This window comes from Streptococcus sanguinis (genome assembly GCF_050225395.1).
In the GTDB taxonomy this organism is placed as follows: domain Bacteria; phylum Bacillota; class Bacilli; order Lactobacillales; family Streptococcaceae; genus Streptococcus.
Genome location: NZ_CP071431.1, coordinates 792112 through 811162, shown reverse-complemented (window position 1 = coordinate 811162; position 19051 = coordinate 792112). Strand labels below are relative to the sequence as shown.

The window sequence follows — 19051 nt, the reverse complement described above, 5'->3', positions numbered from 1 at the left end:
CCCCCGCCTCTAGTTCCAACAAGAAAGCTTTCTTATCAAGGCCGCCGGCATAGCCGGTCAAATTTTACTTCGATTCAAATTCTACACTACTTTCAGCAGCCATCAGTTGGTCAGAAAATAAATAGGACTCATAATTATTATCAGGATTATCCGTCCACATTTCACATTGCTTGATAACAGTCACAATGGCATCTTCGACACCCTCCGGTGGATATTTGTATTTCCTAAGGAGCCGTTTAACAAGCATGCGCATACGAGCACGCGCAGAATGTTTTTTCTGCCAATCAATAGTTCTGCTTTTGCGCAATGTCTCCGTTAATTCATGAGTCATTGCAACAAGCTCATCATTTTCATAAAAATCTTTGACTGCTTGTGGTTGCGTCAAAGCATCATAGAAAGCTAATTCTTCATCGGTAAGACCTAAAGAATCCCCCTCTTCGTGAGCTTTCGCCATTTCTTTGGCCATTTTCATTAATTCAGCAATAACTTCTCCATTCGAAAGCATGCCATTCAGATATGCTCTCATCGCTCGCGAAAGAATTTCAGAGAACTTTTCGGATTTGACTAAATTTGTTCTTTGATATAAGGTAATCTGCTCTTGTAATAATTTTTTTAAGAGTTCTACCGCTATGTTTTTTTCCTTCATTTTAGAGATTTCATCTAAAAATTTAGGATCAAATAACGAAAATCCTGTATCAATATCTGAGAATAAATTAATGACACCTTCACTCTTGATAGAAGCTTTTAGTAACTCATTGATACGATCATTAATATCTTTCAGAGAAAGCTTTTTACCCTCCCCAGTTATTCGTGTCAGCAATGTTCTGACTGCTTCAAAATAAGCTGCTTCAAAACGTTGCTCAGGAGTAAGCAAAGAACGACAAAGTGATAACGCTTGGCGTAAGAGTAACGATTCTTTTATGAAGAGCTCTTTCTTCTTCTCCTTGTCTACACTTGACAAGAAGTTTACCCCACCACTAATTGTTTTAGCTCTGATTAAATCACTTGATTTAGAGAGCATGAATTCTGAATAGTCAAACCCATAAAACAAATCACGACAAACCTCTAGTTTTTCGACAAACTTTGGTAAAGCTGTCTTAGCTATATCAGTGTCCCCAAAGTTACCTTTGTCTCGATTTGTATAATCGTTCATGGCTTGCTTTAAAGCACTTGCAATACCGATATAATCAACTACAAGTCCACCCTCTTTATTTTTGTATACACGATTAACACGAGCGATTGCCTGCATAAGATTATGACCTTGCATTGGCTTATATACATACATGGTTGCAAGGCTAGGAACATCAAATCCAGTCAGCCACATATCAACGACGATAGCAATCTTAAATGGGCTTTCATTGTCTTTAAACCTTTTAGCCATCTCTTCTTTATGGCGCTTATTCCCTACTATATCATGCCATTCTTCCGGATCATTATTACTAGAAGTCATGACAACTCCAATTTTTTCTGTCCAATTCGGACGCTTTTCAAGTAAGGTACGATAAATTTTCATCGCAATCGGACGAGAATAAGCAACAATCATTGCTTTTCCAGTTAATTCCTGCGCACGATTTTCTTCATAATGGGTAATGATATCTTCACACAAGGCACTAATAGTTTGATCGGCCCCTAAAATACTATCAAGACGACCCAATTCCTTCTTGCTTCTATCAATCGCATGTGATTCAGCGCTTTGTGCCATCAAGTCATACTCTGTATCAATCAAACGCAAGATATTTTCATCTAGTTTTAAATGCATGACACGACTTTCATAATAGACAGGCCGAGTGGCGCCATCTTCGACCGCCTGTGTCATATCGTAAACATCAATGTAATTACCAAAAACCTCTGTTGTAGACTTATCTTTAGTAGAAATAGGAGTTCCAGTAAACCCAATATAAGTCGCATTAGGCAAGCTATCTCTAATCAGTCTGGCTGCTCCGACGACTAGTTTCGCTTCGCTTTCTCCATCTTTTCCTTTGGTAATTTTAATCTTTTCTTCAAGTCCATACTGACCACGATGAGCCTCATCTGCCATGACAACAATGTTTCTTCTATCAGAAAGCGCCTCTTCTGACTCTGAAAACTTCTGCATAGTTGTAAATATAATGCCATTGGCTTGGCGACCAGTCAATAGTTCTTTCAGATGCAAACGGCTCTCTGCCCGAATCGGTATCTGTCTCAGAAAATCTTGGCATTTAGAAAACTGTCCATATAACTGTTCGTCCAAATCATTTCTATCAGTCAAAACGACAATAGTTGGCGAGTCTAAAACTTTCTGCAGCAGATGAGCATAGAAAACCATGGATAGAGATTTCCCACTCCCTTGCGTATGCCAGAAAACCCCTCCCCGTCCATCGCTTTTAGTTGCTTTCAAAGTAGATACTGCAGCCTTATTCACTGCAAAATACTGATGATAAGCCGCTAAAATCTTGGCATCCTCAGAAAAGCAGATAAAATTCCTTAAAATATCCAAAAATCTAGTCTTATCAAAAATACCTTCAATGAACGTGGTAAAATTAGCATACTGAGTATCTTCAAACCTACCATCAGTAGTCTTCCACTCCATAAAGCGGTCTTCACCAGCAGTAATTGTCCCAGCCTTTGAAGTAGCCAGATCCGTCATTACACAAAAAGCATTATAGTTAAATAAATTTGGAATTTCTTTATGATATGTTTTAAGCTGACGATAGGCATCAGAAGCATCTGTTTCTTGGCGAGAAGGACTTTTCAACTCAAAAACAACTACTGGCAAACCATTCAAAAACACTATAATATCAGGACGTTTATTGCTCTTCTCTACAATTGTCCATTGATTAATTACAGTAAAAGAATTATTATTTACATTATCGAAATCAACTAAATAAACGAGATTAGATTGTTTTCTTCCTTGATGAAAATAGGAAACTTCTATACCGTTTTGAAGATAATTTGTAAAAGTCTTATTTTTTTGAAGCAAGGAACCTGTTTCAAAACGCTGTAACTTTTCAATTGCCTCTTGAATTGCAACAGTTGGTAGCTTAGCATTGATCCTTTCCAAAGCAGGATAAAGCTCATCCAAATATAAAGGTGTTCTATAATCACGCTCTACATCTGGACCATAGACATATGAATAGCCCAAACTATCACGAAAAAGTTCAATGACTGCATGTTCGTAGTTGTCTTCAGTAAATCCCATAATGTAGCTCCTATATCACTTTTAACTTACAGGCCCAATCGTTTATATACCGCATCTTTATAACAGTAAGAACTTATTTCTCCATTTTTAAGGTATTGCTCATGCGATTTTGGCCAATTCTCAAGAGCATATTGCATCATTTTGCTTCCAAAAGGAATGAATATTGCCAACTGTCCATTCAAACTTGACGGACACAATTCATCTTTCCTTTTGTTTTTATTTAGATTAACACAAATAATTGGCAACCCTTTCTTAATAGCAAGTTCAATTTCCCATTTTACGAATTTCGTTAAGTATTTAGTGTGTTCGCCAATTAATAAAACAAAGGCCTTACTGTTAGCCATTCTTTCACGAAGCTGTCTTTTAATTGACTCTTCCTGGCTTGTATCTCTAGCGCTGTTAATATCATGAGCATCATGAAAATTAAATGATGTGTTGTCATTTTGCTTCCATGCCTTCATTAACTGATAATAACGCATATCATTATCACCATCAAAAGCAACATAAGTTTTATTGCGATAGGCCATTATTCATTCTCCCTTAATTCATATAAATTTACTTGGCTGAGTAAATCATTATGTATGATAATAGTTAATTTTGCAGGATATGCAAATTTAATTTTACTAATTTTAAAAGTCCAAATCATAATCCGTAACAATTCATTAATATCAATATCCTCAAAACCATTTTTAAACCTCGTTATTCCAGAACCAAATACTGGAACTATAACCGATCTTTGAGCATATAACCTATTAATTTCGTTCCAAAATGTTAAAAGAAAATTGACATATTCTTGAATAGTTAGTTCAGCTTGATTATTTTTATTAAATCGGCTAAAAGCAGTCAAAATATACTCATCGTCTATCAAAATTGAACTTCCAAGCCCATATTTTGTCGTTTTACCATGCTGCCGTCTTACTCCCTCTTCGACAATATTATTTTTTAAATCATCATCGTTTTTAATATCAGAGTTCAATTTCTCAACATCGTCAATATAGTTGATAATAAACTGGCCATTTAATGATTGTCTGGCAATTACTTTATCATCGACCATTGTATCAAAATATTCATTGAAAGCCACCGCTTTAAGTCCTTCTTCATCAAAAATATCACCAGACTTTACAAGAACCGTCGTGAGACCTATTTTAATAACTATTTGTTTCATTCTATTTGCTCTTATCCATATAAAAATATAAATAGCTAAAAGCAATGAAATATAAGCAACGCCTGCATAAAGTCGACAGTTATCAGGAATATCAAGAAAAATTAGTACTCCTGATAATATTGCAGTAAGCGTAGCACATACTTTAGAAAATTGTTTTAAAATATCCCTATTAAATATATTTACTTTCAATTTCAATACTCCTAAAATATATTATTCATCTGACTACTAAATCATCATTTAGAGCAGATGGCAACTTCAATATTTGAAAATATGTTTCCTAATGTTTCTTCAGGAAAATCTACGATTGGTAACTATATTATTCCCAAACGTGGTAAAAATTTGCTATCAAAAGATGCGATAGTTGGAAAAGTTCCTGTTGTCGCTGGTGGACTACAACCTTCAACTTTTCATAATATTGCTAATACCAAATCACCAGTTCTTACAATTTCAGCATCTGGCGCTAATGCAGGGTACGTTAATTTATGGCATATACCAGTTTGGTCCTCCGACTCTTCATATATTGATATCAGTATAACTGATAATGTTTACTTTTGGTATGTTATGCTAAAAAAACGTCAGCAAGAGATATATGATTCTCAAACAGGATCGGCACAACCTCATATTTATCCGAAACATATTGAAATTATGCCAACTATTGATTTATCGGAAGATAAAGTAAGTCGTTTCACAAAACAAGTAACCCCCTTATTTGAAAGCATTGGAAACAATATAAAAGAAATCGGTGAACTTCAAACTCTTCGCGATACTTTACTTCCCAAACTCTTATCAGGCGAAATTTCAGTAAATCAGGCCTCTAAATGATGATTTATCTTTCTATTGTTTTCTATTTTATCATCTAGTGCACGTAAAACTGACGTAATTTCTCTTTGTTCATTTAAAGAGGGAAGAAAAAGTTCTAAATTTTCTATATCAGTTGGTTTTATAGATGGATATGCTGAAGTACTTTGTTCTCCAATAGCCTGTAAATGTTCAATAACTTCTCTTTGCGTCAAACAATAGTATATAAAGTCACTATCTGCAAGCTCTTGATTTACCGATATAACTGTAAATCCAGTTGAAACTAACATATTTGGTACTACTTCTTTTACAATACCGTAGTGTTCTTGATTGGGTCTTACAGTTGAATACAAAATATCATTGACTGATATTTTTCGCCTTGCTCGACTTGGTAATTTGTCATTCTGCAAATCAATCTCCTGATACTCACTTACAACATTTTTTGTTAAACTTCCTGTATCTAGATAATTTACAAAATCCCATTTTTCAGAAAGAGAATAAGTTTCTAAGTTAGTTTGACATATATCGCCAAGCTTTACCTTTTTCCATTCATCCAAATCATTTTCTCCTCATCCTATATATTTCCGATGCGAATTTTTGACATTCGCTTGGTTGACCATGGCGTAGTGCATGGTTGTGTCAATTTTGACATGGCCGAGCAAGTGCTGAACTTGTTCTATGGGCATGCCTTTATCTATGGCGCGTGTCGCCAATGTCCGTCTAAATTTATGCGGATGGACTTTATTTAAGTCTGCTTTTTGACCAAGCTGTCTTAGTCTCGTTTCCACTCCTCCAATTAGCAATCTATCATGTGGCGAAGACAAGGAAACGAACAAAGCTGGATTATCATCCTGACGGCTGTCTAAGTAGTTTATCAAGTGAATCTTTGTTCTAGCGTCGAAGTAGACGATTCGCTCACTGTTCCCTTTACCAAAGACAACGCATTCTCTTTCATAAAAATTAATATCCTCCCTATTCAATCTCACTAGTTCACCTACACGCATTCCGGTTGAAGTCAATAAATCAATCATAGCCAAATCACGAATCTTATCACAAGCATCTCTTAGAAGCTCAAGTCCTTCGTCAGACAAAGTTTCTTTGATCGTTTTATCCGTCTTTATCTTGTGAATCCGACGGACAGGACTTTTTAAAATATAGTCCTCGTCTTCCAACCAGCCAAAAAAGCTACTAAAAATCCGACGCATATTGTCAATCGTCACCTTGCTTGATTTCCGCTCCTGCTGGTAACGCGCAAGATAGGTTCGCAAATCACTGGTAGTTAAATCTCTTATGGACGTTTTGAGACTAACAAACATATTTTCAATGACCATCTTATAGTATTTCAAAGACTTCTCACTACAGCCTTCAATTCTCTTAGCCGAGATAAACAGTTCAAGTAATTTACTATTGCTCTTCTGTTCATTAGCTGATTTAATCTCTGCAACTTCTACATTGACAAAAGCTGCCGTTAGTACCTTTTGCAGATTTTCTAATTGTTGAGCACTTAAATGCTTGGCCATAACTGTTGTAATTTGCGTGATTAATTTATCTTTCATAAGCTACCTACCTTTCGTTTTTATTATACTCTACGGGTAGCTTAAAAAGATAAATCATCATTTAGTGGCTTGATTAACTGGAATTTCGCCAGAGAGGAGTTTGGGTAGAAGTATGTTGCGAAGATTTTGAAGACTTTCAATTTCTCCATGATTATTACGAATTTCTTCAAATATAGGTGCAGCTATTTTGTGAAATTTACTAAGAGATGAGGAGTCTGGCATTGTTATCAACATAGATTTGATTATTTTTGAATTTATAGCTGTAGCAATAGATGAGGTATTGCCTAATTCAGCATAATTGATATTGTTTAGGAAACAATATAGCCATTCCAAGGCATGTTTATTTGTTAATTTGAAATGTGCAATAGCTTCATTGGTTGACATTTTACAATTGGTTATAGCAATTCTACCGATGGTTAATTTAAAACTTAATAAAATAGTATTTTGGGGTACAACTTTTACGTTAAATTTATCTATAGCCTCTCTGGTTAGATACTCACTTGTCTTATTTATAAATAAACCTTCTTTCCCCATATCGGATATTGAAATCCAAGGGACATCTTTGGAATCCTCGGAAAAACACCAATTTTCTTTGCGAGGAGGTGTCTTTCCAATAGATATATCAAAGAAACAATCTGCAGGCTTCGTTTGCCATTTGCTTGGCATTTCACCACCAAACGGTTCAAAATCAACAAACCAAGATTTAAAAATAGCTTGTGCCATCTGCTCTAAATGATGATTTATCTGTTTACTTGTTTCGATTTTATCATCAATGGAACTTAATGTATTTGCGATTGCCTTTTGAGTATTCAAATCGGGAATCCTGATATTCATCGATTTCACCATTTTTGTAGTTATACTACCACGAATACTATTTGAATCGGAAATTGCTCGTAGTTCTTCATATCTACTAGATAAATTATAAAACAAAAATTTTTTATCTAATACCTTCTCATTTGCTCTGATTGCTATCACTGATTGATTGATAAAAGTATCAATATTCAAAAAAGAAACTTGTCCTCTTGTGTACCCTTGACCTGCTGAAGCCATTACAACATCTCCCGACAAGGCTAATCTTGTACTAGAATTTTGAGCACCACTTTCCGTTATAGTTTTTTCTGTACTATTAATATATCTGTTTTTGGTTTCTCCAGATGACAGCCATGGTAAAGAACCATTCCAATATTCATTGACTTTAGTATTAGGAGTTCCACCACTAAATATGATTTCTACAAGATCTGCTATTTTGTATTCTTTCCAATCACTTAAGCTCAAACCCAATTGCCTCCAATCTTTCGCGAATCTCACCTTCTAGTTCATGCGATTTGGTAAAGAGTTCTGATAGTTCTGTCGTCAGGCGATCCATCTTCTCTTCAAATGGTTCTCCGTCATCTTCTTTTTCCTCAATACCAACATAACGCCCTGGTGTAAGAATGAAATCTTGATTTGCAATTTCTGCTGTTTCAACAGACGCACAAAAACCTTTAACATCTTCAAGGTTTCCATTTTGAAAGGCTTCAAAGGTATCTGCTAACTTCTTAATGTCTTCGTCGCTAAAGTCGCGATGCTTACGGTCAATCATTTCTCCCATATTTCGAGCATCGATAAACAGCGTCTTTCCTTTTTGTTTTTTATTTTTACTGATAAACCAGAGACAGGCTGGAATAGTTACACTGTAAAAGAGATTAGCTGGAAGAGCTATAATTCCCTCAATTAAGTCATCTTCGATAATTTTTTTACGAATGTCCCCTTCACCGCTCTGAGTCGATGAGAGTGAGCCATTGGCCAGAACCAAGCCAACCTTGCCATTACTAGGATCCATGTGATGAATCATATGCTGAATCCAAGCATAGTTTGCATTACTATTAGGTGGCGTTCCGTATTTCCATCGAATATCATCTTGCAGTTTATCTGCTCCCCAGTTGGAAATATTAAAGGGTGGATTAGCCATGATATAGTTAGCTTTTAGTGTCGGATGTAAATCATTGAAAAAGCTGTTCGCTTGGTGCTCACCAAAATCCGCATCAATACCTCGGATAACCATGTTCATCTTGGCCATCTTCCAAGTATCTGCATTAGATTCTTGACCAAAAACAGATAAATTATTAATATTCCCACTATGATTCTCTATAAACTTAGCTGACTGAACAAACATACCGCCTGAACCACAAGCAGGATCATAAACACGGCCTCTATAAGGCTTTAATATTTCTACAATCGTTTTTACGATACTGGTTGGAGTATAAAATTCACCGCCTCGTTTTCCTTCATATGCCGCAAACTGTTCAATACAATATTCATAAGCACGCCCAAGTAAATCTTTTTCATTCTCACCTTCATACATTTGAATATTAGTAAAGATGTCTACAACTTCCCCTAAAACTCGCTTATCTAAGTCTGGACTGGCATAGATCTGAGGAAGGACATTCTCTAGACTAGGATTATCCTCTTCAATTTCACGCATAGCTTCATCCAAGACTGTGCCAATTTCCGAAGAATGGGCATGACTCGCAATAAATTGCCATCTAGCTATTTCAGGGACAAAGAAAATGTTCTCCTCTGAATATGCATCAGGATCATTCTCAAATCCGTCACCCTCTGCAATTAATTGTTGGTATTTTTCTTCAAAAGCATCTGATACATATTTTAAAAAGATTAGACCAACAATAACTTTTCTGTACTCTGACGCTGAAATGTGCCCCCGAAGTGAATCTGCAGCATCCCATAATTCCTTTTCAAATCCAATATTTGCGTTTGATTTTTTCGCCATTTTATACTCTTTTCCTATTTTAATCACATCCATTTTAACATATTTAAAGTAAGTTAAAAAGCACCATTCGGTGCTTTTTTAGCTTATCAATAGTTTTATTTATCCTGATGTCTTCTCCCCCGCCTCTAGTTTCAACAAGAAAACTTTTTTATCAAGGCCACCGGCATAGCCAGTCAACTTGCCGTCGCTTCCGACAATCCGATGACAGGGAATCAGAAGGGAAATGGGATTATGGCCGATGGCACCACCGACTGCTCTAGCAGAGCCAATTTTTCCATACTCAGCCCGCAACTCCCGCAAAATATCTGAATAGGTAGCCGTCTGACCGTAGGAAATCTTCTGCAACACTGCCAGAACCTTGCTTCTGAACTCAGTCACTTGAGGTGCCAATGGAATTTCATCTGTTGGGGGATTTTCCCCCTTAAAATAAGCATCTAGCCATGCAACAACGCGTTGGCTTACTTCTGTCTCCTCCTGCTGTGCTTGCTCCAAATCATAGCCTGCACCATAATATTTCTGTCCTTCCAGCCACAGCCCCAGCAGGGCAGTTGCGTCTGTCAAGATGAGAATCCGGCCAATCGGCGATGTATAATAAGTCTTGTACATATTTTTTCTTTCTTTTAGCTTCTTGATATGCCTTATTATACCACTCTTGTCTTAATTTTTGCCACAATCCCATCTGGGTCTGTGACTTCTAGCTCTTGGGAGCTAATCCATCGGGCTGGTGCCTGCAAGTCCAGAGCATTTTCATAAATAGCTACTAAGTCTTCTTTTCCTTCTACTTGCGCTTCAAAATAGGCTAGTCCCAGTTGCTTCGGTTGGCGATGATTCAAGTGAGAACCTCCCCATTCATTAACGGCTAAATGATGATGGTAGTTTCCGGATGCCAGCCAGCTAGCAGAAGGTACAGAAAATTTGTCCTCCAAGCCTAGAAGCTTTTGGTAAAAATGACTGGCTGCTCTGCTATTTTGCACAGATAGATGAACATGGCCCATACGAGTTCCTTCGGCAATACTAAACGGCTGGATTTCCTGACCTAATTCATAGATTTCTTGAGCCGCAAGTGCTTCCGTCACTCCGATAATACGGCCATCTTCTCGAATATCCCAATCAGCCTGAGGTTTGTCCCGATAAAGCTCAATGCCGTTGCCTTCTGGATCCTCCAGATAAATGGCTTCACTATAACCGTGGTCGGCTCCTCCAACCATAGGAACTCTATTTTCGGATAAATGCTTCAGGATATCTGCTAAGGCTTGACGGCTTGGAAGCAAAAGCGCCAGATGATAAAGACCGTAAGCCGACTTAACGGACTGCCGGTCACTGGTCGCTAAGAGTCTCACCAACACTTGTCCGTTCCTGCCCAAAGCTACCTCTCCGTCCTGCTCTTCCAAAAGTTCCAGGCCTAAAACGCGCTGATAAAAATCCCTTTGTCTTGCTAAATTGGCCACATAAAGTGCCACCTCTCCTAGATAAATCTTGCTTTCATATTCAAAAGTCATGTTTTTTCTCCTCTCTTTTAATCCAATCGAAGATTCAGCAGTCCGCCTGCTCAATCTTTTTTTATTTCCCCAAAGCAGAGATAGGTTCCTTGATATGGTTTTCCACATCTCCATTTGCTCCGAAAGATTATTTTAAATTGTAATTATTTATGTTACATCTATTAGTATAGCAGATATTAATGTAATGTCAACAATTACATCTTGGAAAATTCTTAACAAAAAACAATCTGCTCCTAGGAAACAGATTGTTCTTTAATTTCTTTTTCGGTTGCTGCAACGACCTCGTCAAGACTGGTCTGAGCCAATTCAGCTTCCATAGCTGCCTGAATAGCCGCCAAGCGGTCGTCTAAGACATTGTGAATGTTCTTGCCGATAGGACAGTCTGGATTGGGCTTGTCATGAAAGCTAAAGAGCTGGCCGCTCTTGCCAAGACACTCAACAGCGCTATAGACGTCCAACAGGCTAATGTCTTTCAAATCTTTAACAATCTCTGCTCCTCCAGTCCCACGAGCAACGGTAATCATCCCGGCATTCTTGAGCTGGGACAGGGTCTTACGGATAATAACTGGATTGACGCCAACACTGCCAGCAAGGATATCACTTGTCAGTTTTTGTTTTTTTCCCTCCAAAGCCAGTACAATCAGCATATGGGTGGCAATGGTAAAACGGCTAGAAATCTGCATTTTTCTCCTCCCTCATCATTTTCTCTCACTATTATATCTCAAAAATGGTGTAACTTCAAGAGTTACGACTGGACTTTAAGAAAGCCGCAATATCGTCTGCATAGCCTTCTCTCTCACTGATTTCCCGCAGCAGGTCGTGGTTGTGGGTATGGTGGATACCATTGACCAAACTTTCCCGATAAATCTCATAGTAAGGCAAGTGGAGCTCCCGAGCCAATCGCAGCTCCTGCTCCACATCGTAGGCTACCCGCCGCAAGTCGACATCAGCCAGACCCGTCTCATCAATCTCTAAAATGGCATACTGAGCTCGCAAGTCCTGACGCAAAGCCAAATCTAGAAAGAATGGCTGACCAATAGAGCCGGGATTGATAATCAACTGCCCCTTAGTCCCGTAGCGGAGAAACTGCTGGTGAATATGACCATAAACAGCGACAGCGCAGTCGTTTCCTTCAAAAAGGCGGTCGAAATTGCTCTGCTCGCCAATATAAATCAGCTCCCGCCCCCAGTTCTTATCAGGCAGATGGTGGCTAACCGCAATCTTCAAGCCTTCTATTTCTGTCAAGACCTGTAGAGGAAGTTCCTGCATGCGGTCAATCTCTTCAGGACGGATTTCCTCTAGAACAAAATGGCAGAGCCGGGTCAGGTAGAGATGGCTGGGACGTGTCAAGTCTAACTTTTGGTGCAGGGCATGCCAGAGACTGTCTTCCCAATTCCCTCTGACCTGGAGACTGATGTGCAGCTTCTCCATCCTATCTAAGATATTTCTGCGACCGGTTCCTGGCAGGAGCAAGTCCCCCAAAAACCAATAGTCTGTCACCTGCTGGCTTTCCGCATCCGCCACTACTGCTTCCAAGGCTGTGCTATTCCCATGCACATCGGATAATAAGGCAATTTTTCGTGTCATCGTGTATCTTTCTCTTTCTTTACAAGGAATATTATATCAAAGTTCAAAAAAACTTCCACCCATCAAGTGAGTGAAAGTTTTAAAGTCTTTTTTTATCAATCAACAGACTTGAGCGCTTCCAGCATATCCACCCGTCTGAGGCGGTAGTTGACAAAGAAGCCAAGTAAGGTCAGAATAAGAGTCACTGCTGTTAGAGGAAACAGATAGACTGAGGAACTTACTTGAGGGGTTAAGCTGATAATGCTAGGCGCAACCTTCTCAATCAAAAAACGATGCAGGAAGAAACCGCCTAGAAACCCAACTGCCATCCCAATCACTGAAAGAATAATGGTCTCTCGATAGATATAGAGGGTCACTTCCTTATTATGAAAGCCCAAAACCTTGATAGTGGACAGCTCGCGAATCCGCTCGGCCACATTGATATTTGTCAGGTTGTAGAGAATGACGACTGCTAAAAGAATGGAAATCAGGACCAAAACCAGCATTGTATTATTAAGAGAATCTGCTAGAACGTTGAACTGCTTCACCATGCTAGCATTTTGGGAAACACTCTTGACAAACTTGAGGCTCATAAATTCATTGGCCTTGTCCACAATATTTTTGCTAGAGGAGTCCTTGAGTCGCACTAGATAAGCGTTTTTCTCGGGCTTTTTGCCGTAAATCTTCTGGTAGTCCGTCGCCTTCATAAAGGCAAAATGGCCAAAATGATTCTCATTGACTGCTGCGAGCTTGACAAGCTTGCCACCCAGCTCTATACTGCCACCGGGGCTAACTCCAGCTATACGGGACAATTTATCCGAAACAAATACACCGTCCTTGAGAGTCAGCTTTTGCTGCTTGTCGGGACTTTCTAGGGAGATGAAAGGTTCAAAATTTTCCTTGTCCGTAACCATCAAAGTGACGGACTCTGTCTCTTTTCTTCCTTTGTATTTCTCTGTCAAGGTTTCACTGTGGATCTCCTGATAGTCAGCAATCGAGCCATCAGCCAACATCTTTTTCAGCTTGTCTTGCTCAGCTTGATTCTCCCCAGGATTGACAGCGACAATCAAGTCGTATCGCAGAATCTCCTCAAACTGGCGTTTAGGAATACCACCAATAGAAGATTGGAGTCCTAGACCGGCAAAGAGTAAGGCAACAGACCCCGCCACACCAAAGATGGTCATAAACATCCGCTGCTTATAGCGAAAGATATTGCGAGCTGTGACCTTCTGAGTAAAGCTAAGGCGCCGCCAGATAAAGGACAGTCTTTCCAAAAAGATCTTGGAGCCTTTGACCGGTGGCTTGGGCAAAAGCAAGTGAGCTGCTTCTTCTGTCAACTCCCGTCTTGCCACCAAATAGGCAGGGAGAACACTGGATAGAAGGGAAAGCCCCAGGGCCAGTAAACTATAGGAAATATAAAAATAAGCATGAGGGGCAGAAAGCACCATCCCTCTGGTAATAATAGAAGAAATCACACCTGACAAGAAATAATGTCCCAACAGAATTCCTATGAGGGTACCTAGACTCCCTGCAACCAAACCGTAAAGAGCAAACTTGCGAATGATATCTCGACTATGATAGCCTAGAGCCTTAAAGACACCTGCATTTGTTCGCTCTTCATCGACAAAGCGTGTCATGGTGGTAAAGGTCACCATAGCCGCCACCAGATAGAGCACCACCGGGAAGATATTACCAATCGAGGCAATACTATTCATGGAGTTTTTATACATATAATAGCCATTACCACCTGGCAGGGACTTGCGGTCATAGCTATGATAGGCCGGCTCTTTCAAACGACTCAGATCTGCCTCAGCGTCAGCTAGCTTGTCCTTGTTAGCAGACAAGTCTTCCTCTGCCTGTGCCAGCTCAGTTTTTTTCTGATTGAGCTGGGACTCAGCTTCCTGAATCTGCTGCTGGTTCTGGCTGAGCTGAGCAGGAGGTAGGATAGAAGCGGCTTGGGCTGCTTCTAGCTGGCTTTTTTGCTGGTCCAGCTGATTCTGAGCTTGCTCTAACTGCCTTTTCCCTTGAGTCAGCTCACTCTCAGCCTGACCAATCTTATCTTGGCCCTTCTGAATGGTGCTTTTGGCATCCGCCTCTAATCGCTTAAACCGGGCCGCTCCATTATCCGCTAGGCTCTTGTCCAAAGCTGTCTGGTGATGCTCCAAACGTTCCTGATAACTTGCAGAGAAGGGAGCCAGCTTTTCTAAATCATAATAGCGCAGGCGGGCAATACTGTAAACATCTGTATCAAAGGCCTTAGGGCTGACTACAGCATAAGCTGATAAAGCACCGCTTCCACTAGTCGCATTGCCCAAATTTTTATCAGACCAGAGCTCTGCCGAGTTGACAAAGCCCACGACCTTGTAGGTCTTGTTTTTTAGAACTGACCGACTGCCTGCTTTCTCGGTCAGATCAATCTCCTGACCAAGCTTGTATTTCTTAGACCAAAAGCTAGCCAGAGCAATTTCTTGCTCATCCTTGGGAAGACGACCGGAGATCACTTGAAAGTTTGAAATATCTTTGGTATCTGAGAATACTCGGAGAGCCTCCTCGTCTACGGTGACATCTGTCAAATAGCCAAACTCGACATCAGCTCCCTTAATAGCTTCCAACTCTTTCTGATCCGCCGGATCCAATCCATAATCCGCCATAACAGCCAAGTCCATGGTTCGCTGCTCTTTCAAGTAATCTGTTGCTGTTCTGCGCATATTGGGTGGAGCGACCTTAAGCCCCACGAGAGCTAAAGAGCCCAGCATCATGAGGATTAAAATAGATAGGAAACGTCCTTTAGAGCTAGTGAAGGAGCGCAGAATATCTTTCCAATAAATCTTTCTCTTCATATCAATACTCCAATGTACTTATATCCTGTGGTTGTTCATTGACTGTAACACTCTTGACTCTCGCATCGTGCATGCGGATAACCCTGTCAGCAATGGGAGCAAAGGCAGCATTGTGGGTCACGATAATCACCGTTGCACCTTGATTGCGGGACATATCCTGTAAGATTTGCAGCACTTGCTTGCCGGTATTGTAGTCCAAAGCTCCTGTCGGCTCATCGCAGAGCAAAATCTTGGGATTCTTAGCCACAGCCCGAGCGATAGACACCCGCTGCTGCTCCCCTCCTGATAGCTGGGCCGGAAAATTATTGAGGCGCTTTTCCAGACCAACTGCGGTCAGAGCTGCTACTGGATCTTGAGCGTCCTTGACGATTTCAGAAGCCAATTCGACATTTTCCTTGGCCGTCAGGTTAGGCACCAAATTATAAAACTGAAAGACGAAGCCCACGTCATTGCGGCGATAGTCCGTCAGCTGGTGGGAATTGTAGTCAGCAATATTCTGGCCGTCTATCAGGATGTCTCCCTCATCATTGGTATCCATACCGCCAAGGATATTAAGTACCGTAGACTTACCGGCACCTGAAGCACCTAGAATAATAACCAGTTCCCCTTTTTCAATCTCAAAAGAAATATCGTGATTGGCGACTATTTCCGTATCCCCCATCTGATAACGTTTAAAGCTATGTTTCATTTCAATATAAGCCATATCGTTTCTCTCCTTTTCAAAGCTCGTTTCCTTAAATCAACAAACTGTTGATTCCAAATCACAGATATTATATAATGAGCTTAGATAAAAAGCAATAATCAAAAATCAACAAATTGTTGATTTAAGCAAAAAGGGAAGAAACAATGATCCAGAAACGAAAAACCAGCACTAAGGAAGATATCAAGGAAGCCTTGATTCAGCTGCTTTCAGAAGAAAAATTCGAGAACATCTCTATCAGTAAGCTCTGCAAGCGGGCTGGGATTAATCGCGGCACCTTCTACCTCCACTACCAAGATAAGTATCAGATGGTTGATAGTCTCAAAAGCGAAATTATTTCCCAACTTTCTAGTTATAGCATGTTTGAAGTGGAGAACGAATATCCCAAAAAGTTAATGATAGCAAAATTTCATATACTGCGCGCTAATGAACGTCTTATCAATGCCCTGACCAGAAGCCATTATATTGACTTTCGAGAGGCTATTCGGGAGTACATAACCACTATCATTCTGAGTGACAAGCAAGAGACTGCTACCCAGCGTTTTTTAGAGGAGAACTTTCAGATTCCTCAGAAATACGCCTTGGAAATCTTCCTATCTAGTGTTGAGGGGATTATTTCTCTTTGGATAGCCGGCGGAGCTCAGGAAGAACCTGAAGAAATCACTGATATAATTTTGACTACTTATAACTATGATTATTTAAGATAAAAGGTTCTAGCTTAAAGGATAGCCTAGAGAAGAGTCGTTTTTTCCACTAAGAAAGGCCGAACTGAATGCTCGGCCTTCTTTTTATATTCCATTAGTTTTTCTTTGTTTTCTTCAAAAGGAAGAAGACTCCTGCTAGGATAATCAAGCCTGCAAGGCCCATGATGGTGACTTGCTCACCTGTTGATGGCAGGTCTTTTTTCTTAGTCTTGACGGACTGCTCATTTCGATACTGTACTTGGTAAACAGAGAAATGATTGGTTGTGAAGCTGATGGTCTGGTTTTGATTAACCGTTACATCAAATTTCTCAACCTGCTTGCCATTTTCATCCAGAGCATAGACGGCATCTACTGGCAGGTCTTTGCGGACTGGGATTGTCACAAGGGTTGGACTGACCTGATGTACCGGCTGACCATTCGGATCGGTCAAGCGAATGTCATAAGTATCTGTCGGCTGAATCTTGCTTTCCAGTTTTTTCACTGACAGCTGAAGACCAGCCTTGACCAAATCAGCATTTTTCAAGCGAATGCCAGTTGCGACATCCACCAAGCTGTCATCTTCTACATTGACTTCTGTCCGTGTGTCAAAACTACTAGAAGTTGCTAAAGAGGAAGAACTTGACGTTCTTTGAGATGACGAAGAGCTGCTAGAATCTTGGCTGGAGCTGGAAGGAGTAGTTTTTGTTGCTTCCTTGATTTTAGCTTCCATTTCAGCTTCCAGCTCTTTCATTTCCTTAAAGACTTGCGCTGCTCGAGCCTGTGTTTCCTCTGTGACTTTGGCTGAAGAGTCTGGCAGAGCTGCATTGGCTGCATCCAGAGCATCTTGCTCCTCAATAAAGCGTGCTTCCAAGGCCTTCCACTTATCTTGGACAGAAGTACCAAAGAGGTCCTGATGCTTGGCCGCCATATCGTAGATATGAGATGCTACCCAGTACCAAGAGTCTGGACTGTAGCTAGTTGTGTTGACCTTATAAGCATCGTAAGTATCCGTGATATTTCCATTATAAGGCAGGTAAGGTGAGAAGCGCGGACTGCCTACCGCCAGCCACATAGTGCCTCCGCCCATATTGGCTGGAACGCCATCTTTGAGCTGGAAGATATGAGCTTCCATGACATTTGGATTTCCCAGCGGATATTTGTAAACAGGGTCTGTCGTACCGCGTTGTGGCAGCCCCTTACCATCCAGCTCCATTTGGTCCAGCGGTTTGAACTGAGTGCCCTCAAAGCGATTGCGCTGCATAGCCATAACATCTGCTACACTGATCTTTCTGTCTGTGGAGTGCATGAGATCAAAGTAAGAGTCGTTATAAGACACGGCCGCATTTGGATCTAGACTGGTGATACCTGCCCAGGCACGCGAACGATCTGCCTCTGCCATCGGCGGATTGTAGGACTGAGAAATATGGAATTTCCCGTCAATTTCTTTATAAGAATTAGCCTGCTTGGCTACATCCTGAACACCTTTTGAGGCAATGACATTTTCTGTATCGTCAAAATCAACACTGCCCAAGAAGAAAGTATTAGGAAAGACAGCATACTTATCGTCTGGGAATTTAATAGCAACATATTGGTGACCAGATAGGATTTCCATATACCAGACACCGGTCTTGTCAGCAATAGTGATAATATTCCCCTCTGCAGCTCCCTGCTCTCTGACAATCTGCGCCATCAGCTCCACACCCTGACGGGCAGTTTGAACATGGGGCAGAACGACGGTTGTCAGGATAGACTCTGCCAAGCCATTTTCTACATAAGGATCCACCTTTTGGATGGCATCATTAGCCTTGGCAGAAACAGTCGCAGAAATAGAAACTCCGTACTCATTGAAGCCAACCTCGTCAAAAATACCTTGGGATGGGGTCACATCTGATACCGAGGTATACTTGTAGCTTTCTGCCGGCAGGGTCCATTCAAAGCCGTTGGCTTCATCGACTAGCTTGGCACCACTCGCATTAGTCTTTCTAGGATGAACCAGAAAGACCTTATTGTGATTGGGCTCCAAGTCCTCTGTCCGACCGTAAAGCGTTGTGCCGTCTGCCGTCAGGTCTTTCCCGACGATAAATCCTGTGCAGGCTTCGACCACTTGGAAAGGAAAGAGAAAAATGGTCGAAAGAGCTAACAAGGAACGAAACAATATTTTTTTCATAAAAATATCTCCTTTGTTTTTTTGTAAAAAATTACAAAATTAAATACTATATTCAGTATAGCCTTTTACCCCAGGTTTTGCAAGCGATTTCATTTTTTTGACGTGTAAGATTTACTAGATAAATAATTC

The 19051-nt window shown here is 40.4% G+C and carries 16 protein-coding genes; 2 read left to right on the top strand and 14 right to left on the bottom strand.

The features are described from left to right. Positions 1-64: 64 nt before the first annotated feature. Genes J1C81_RS04135 through J1C81_RS04125 form a run of 3 tightly spaced genes read right to left on the bottom strand, consistent with a single transcriptional unit; the run spans position 65 to position 4532 of the window. Positions 65-3178 carry a type I restriction endonuclease subunit R gene (locus J1C81_RS04135; protein ID WP_002914734.1) on the bottom strand — a complete coding sequence of 1038 codons (3114 nt, stop codon included), beginning with the start codon at positions 3176-3178 and terminating at the stop codon, positions 65-67. 26 nt (positions 3179-3204) lie between these two features. Further along, positions 3205-3705 (bottom strand): TIR domain-containing protein, encoded by a 501-nt coding sequence (locus tag J1C81_RS04130; RefSeq protein WP_002300456.1) that lies wholly within the window; start codon positions 3703-3705, stop codon positions 3205-3207. Continuing rightward, on the bottom strand, positions 3705-4532 hold the full coding sequence (locus J1C81_RS04125; RefSeq protein ID WP_032909688.1) for a macro domain-containing protein: 828 nt from the start codon (positions 4530-4532) through the stop codon (positions 3705-3707). Before J1C81_RS04125 ends, J1C81_RS04130 begins: the two co-directional genes overlap by 1 nt. A gap of 57 nt (positions 4533-4589) precedes the next feature. Between J1C81_RS04125 and J1C81_RS04120 the strand changes: the two genes are divergently transcribed. Continuing rightward, complete coding sequence (locus J1C81_RS04120; protein ID WP_002914732.1) at positions 4590-5165, top strand: restriction endonuclease subunit S; 576 nt, start codon at positions 4590-4592, stop codon at positions 5163-5165. On the opposite strand, the gene J1C81_RS04115 is transcribed toward J1C81_RS04120, so the two are convergent. The 10 genes from J1C81_RS04115 to J1C81_RS04070 all read right to left on the bottom strand — a co-directional run bounded on the left by J1C81_RS04115 (position 5150) and on the right by J1C81_RS04070 (position 16075). Then, positions 5150-5698 carry a restriction endonuclease subunit S gene (locus J1C81_RS04115; protein ID WP_002914731.1) on the bottom strand — a complete coding sequence of 183 codons (549 nt, stop codon included), beginning with the start codon at positions 5696-5698 and terminating at the stop codon, positions 5150-5152. The two genes, J1C81_RS04120 and J1C81_RS04115, sit on opposite strands and share 16 nt — an antisense overlap. Before the next feature lie 12 nt (positions 5699-5710). Beyond that, entirely contained in the window at positions 5711-6697 is a 987-nt protein-coding gene (xerA, locus tag J1C81_RS04110) for a site-specific tyrosine recombinase/integron integrase (RefSeq protein WP_002914730.1), read from the bottom strand. A gap of 57 nt (positions 6698-6754) precedes the next feature. Then, the gene (locus tag J1C81_RS04105; protein ID WP_002914729.1) at positions 6755-7972 is read right to left on the bottom strand and encodes a restriction endonuclease subunit S; all 1218 of its coding nucleotides are present in this window, start codon (positions 7970-7972) and stop codon (positions 6755-6757) included. After that, positions 7959-9467 carry an N-6 DNA methylase gene (locus J1C81_RS04100; RefSeq protein WP_427197502.1) on the bottom strand — a complete coding sequence of 503 codons (1509 nt, stop codon included), beginning with the start codon at positions 9465-9467 and terminating at the stop codon, positions 7959-7961. Before J1C81_RS04100 ends, J1C81_RS04105 begins: the two co-directional genes overlap by 14 nt. A gap of 99 nt (positions 9468-9566) precedes the next feature. Further along, positions 9567-10073: a methylated-DNA--[protein]-cysteine S-methyltransferase gene (locus J1C81_RS04095; protein WP_002914726.1), complete on the bottom strand. Its 507-nt coding sequence runs from the start codon at positions 10071-10073 to the stop codon at positions 9567-9569. 35 nt (positions 10074-10108) lie between these two features. After that, on the bottom strand, positions 10109-10966 hold the full coding sequence (locus J1C81_RS04090; protein ID WP_032909687.1) for a VOC family protein: 858 nt from the start codon (positions 10964-10966) through the stop codon (positions 10109-10111). Positions 10967-11199: 233 nt separating this feature from the next. Next, complete coding sequence (locus J1C81_RS04085) at positions 11200-11649, bottom strand: Rrf2 family transcriptional regulator (RefSeq protein ID WP_002914724.1); 450 nt, start codon at positions 11647-11649, stop codon at positions 11200-11202. A 55-nt stretch (positions 11650-11704) separates the two neighbouring features. Next, positions 11705-12553 (bottom strand): metallophosphoesterase family protein, encoded by an 849-nt coding sequence (locus J1C81_RS04080; RefSeq protein ID WP_002914722.1) that lies wholly within the window; start codon positions 12551-12553, stop codon positions 11705-11707. Between the two features lie 95 nt (positions 12554-12648). After that, entirely contained in the window at positions 12649-15372 is a 2724-nt protein-coding gene (locus J1C81_RS04075; protein WP_002914721.1) for an ABC transporter permease, read from the bottom strand. Between the two features lies 1 nt (position 15373). Next, entirely contained in the window at positions 15374-16075 is a 702-nt protein-coding gene (locus J1C81_RS04070) for an ABC transporter ATP-binding protein (protein WP_002914720.1), read from the bottom strand. Between the two features lie 143 nt (positions 16076-16218). On the opposite strand from J1C81_RS04070, the gene J1C81_RS04065 reads away from it, so the two are divergent. Then, positions 16219-16779: a TetR/AcrR family transcriptional regulator gene (locus J1C81_RS04065; protein WP_002914719.1), complete on the top strand. Its 561-nt coding sequence runs from the start codon at positions 16219-16221 to the stop codon at positions 16777-16779. 91 nt (positions 16780-16870) lie between these two features. On the opposite strand, the gene J1C81_RS04060 is transcribed toward J1C81_RS04065, so the two are convergent. After that, entirely contained in the window at positions 16871-18922 is a 2052-nt protein-coding gene (locus J1C81_RS04060) for a C69 family dipeptidase (RefSeq protein WP_002914718.1), read from the bottom strand. Positions 18923-19051 lie beyond the last annotated feature (129 nt).

Bases quoted from the DNA above. Each gene is read 5' to 3' on its own strand.
- J1C81_RS04065 (WP_002914719.1), top strand. From the start codon at position 16,219: ATGATCCAGAAACGAAAAACCAGCACTAAGGAAGATATCAAGGAAGCC.
- J1C81_RS04130 (WP_002300456.1), bottom strand. From the start codon at position 3,705: ATGGCCTATCGCAATAAAACTTATGTTGCTTTTGATGGTGATAATGAT.
- J1C81_RS04075 (WP_002914721.1), bottom strand. From the start codon at position 15,372: ATGAAGAGAAAGATTTATTGGAAAGATATTCTGCGCTCCTTCACTAGC.
- J1C81_RS04135 (WP_002914734.1), bottom strand. From the start codon at position 3,178: ATGGGATTTACTGAAGACAACTACGAACATGCAGTCATTGAACTTTTT.
- xerA (WP_002914730.1), bottom strand. From the start codon at position 6,697: ATGAAAGATAAATTAATCACGCAAATTACAACAGTTATGGCCAAGCAT.
- J1C81_RS04080 (WP_002914722.1), bottom strand. From the start codon at position 12,553: ATGACACGAAAAATTGCCTTATTATCCGATGTGCATGGGAATAGCACA.
- J1C81_RS04085 (WP_002914724.1), bottom strand. From the start codon at position 11,649: ATGCAGATTTCTAGCCGTTTTACCATTGCCACCCATATGCTGATTGTA.
- J1C81_RS04090 (WP_032909687.1), bottom strand. From the start codon at position 10,966: ATGACTTTTGAATATGAAAGCAAGATTTATCTAGGAGAGGTGGCACTT.
- J1C81_RS04120 (WP_002914732.1), top strand. From the start codon at position 4,590: ATGGCAACTTCAATATTTGAAAATATGTTTCCTAATGTTTCTTCAGGA.
- J1C81_RS04095 (WP_002914726.1), bottom strand. From the start codon at position 10,073: ATGTACAAGACTTATTATACATCGCCGATTGGCCGGATTCTCATCTTG.
- J1C81_RS04100 (WP_427197502.1), bottom strand. From the start codon at position 9,467: ATGGCGAAAAAATCAAACGCAAATATTGGATTTGAAAAGGAATTATGG.
- J1C81_RS04060 (WP_002914718.1), bottom strand. From the start codon at position 18,922: ATGAAAAAAATATTGTTTCGTTCCTTGTTAGCTCTTTCGACCATTTTT.
- J1C81_RS04070 (WP_002914720.1), bottom strand. From the start codon at position 16,075: ATGGCTTATATTGAAATGAAACATAGCTTTAAACGTTATCAGATGGGG.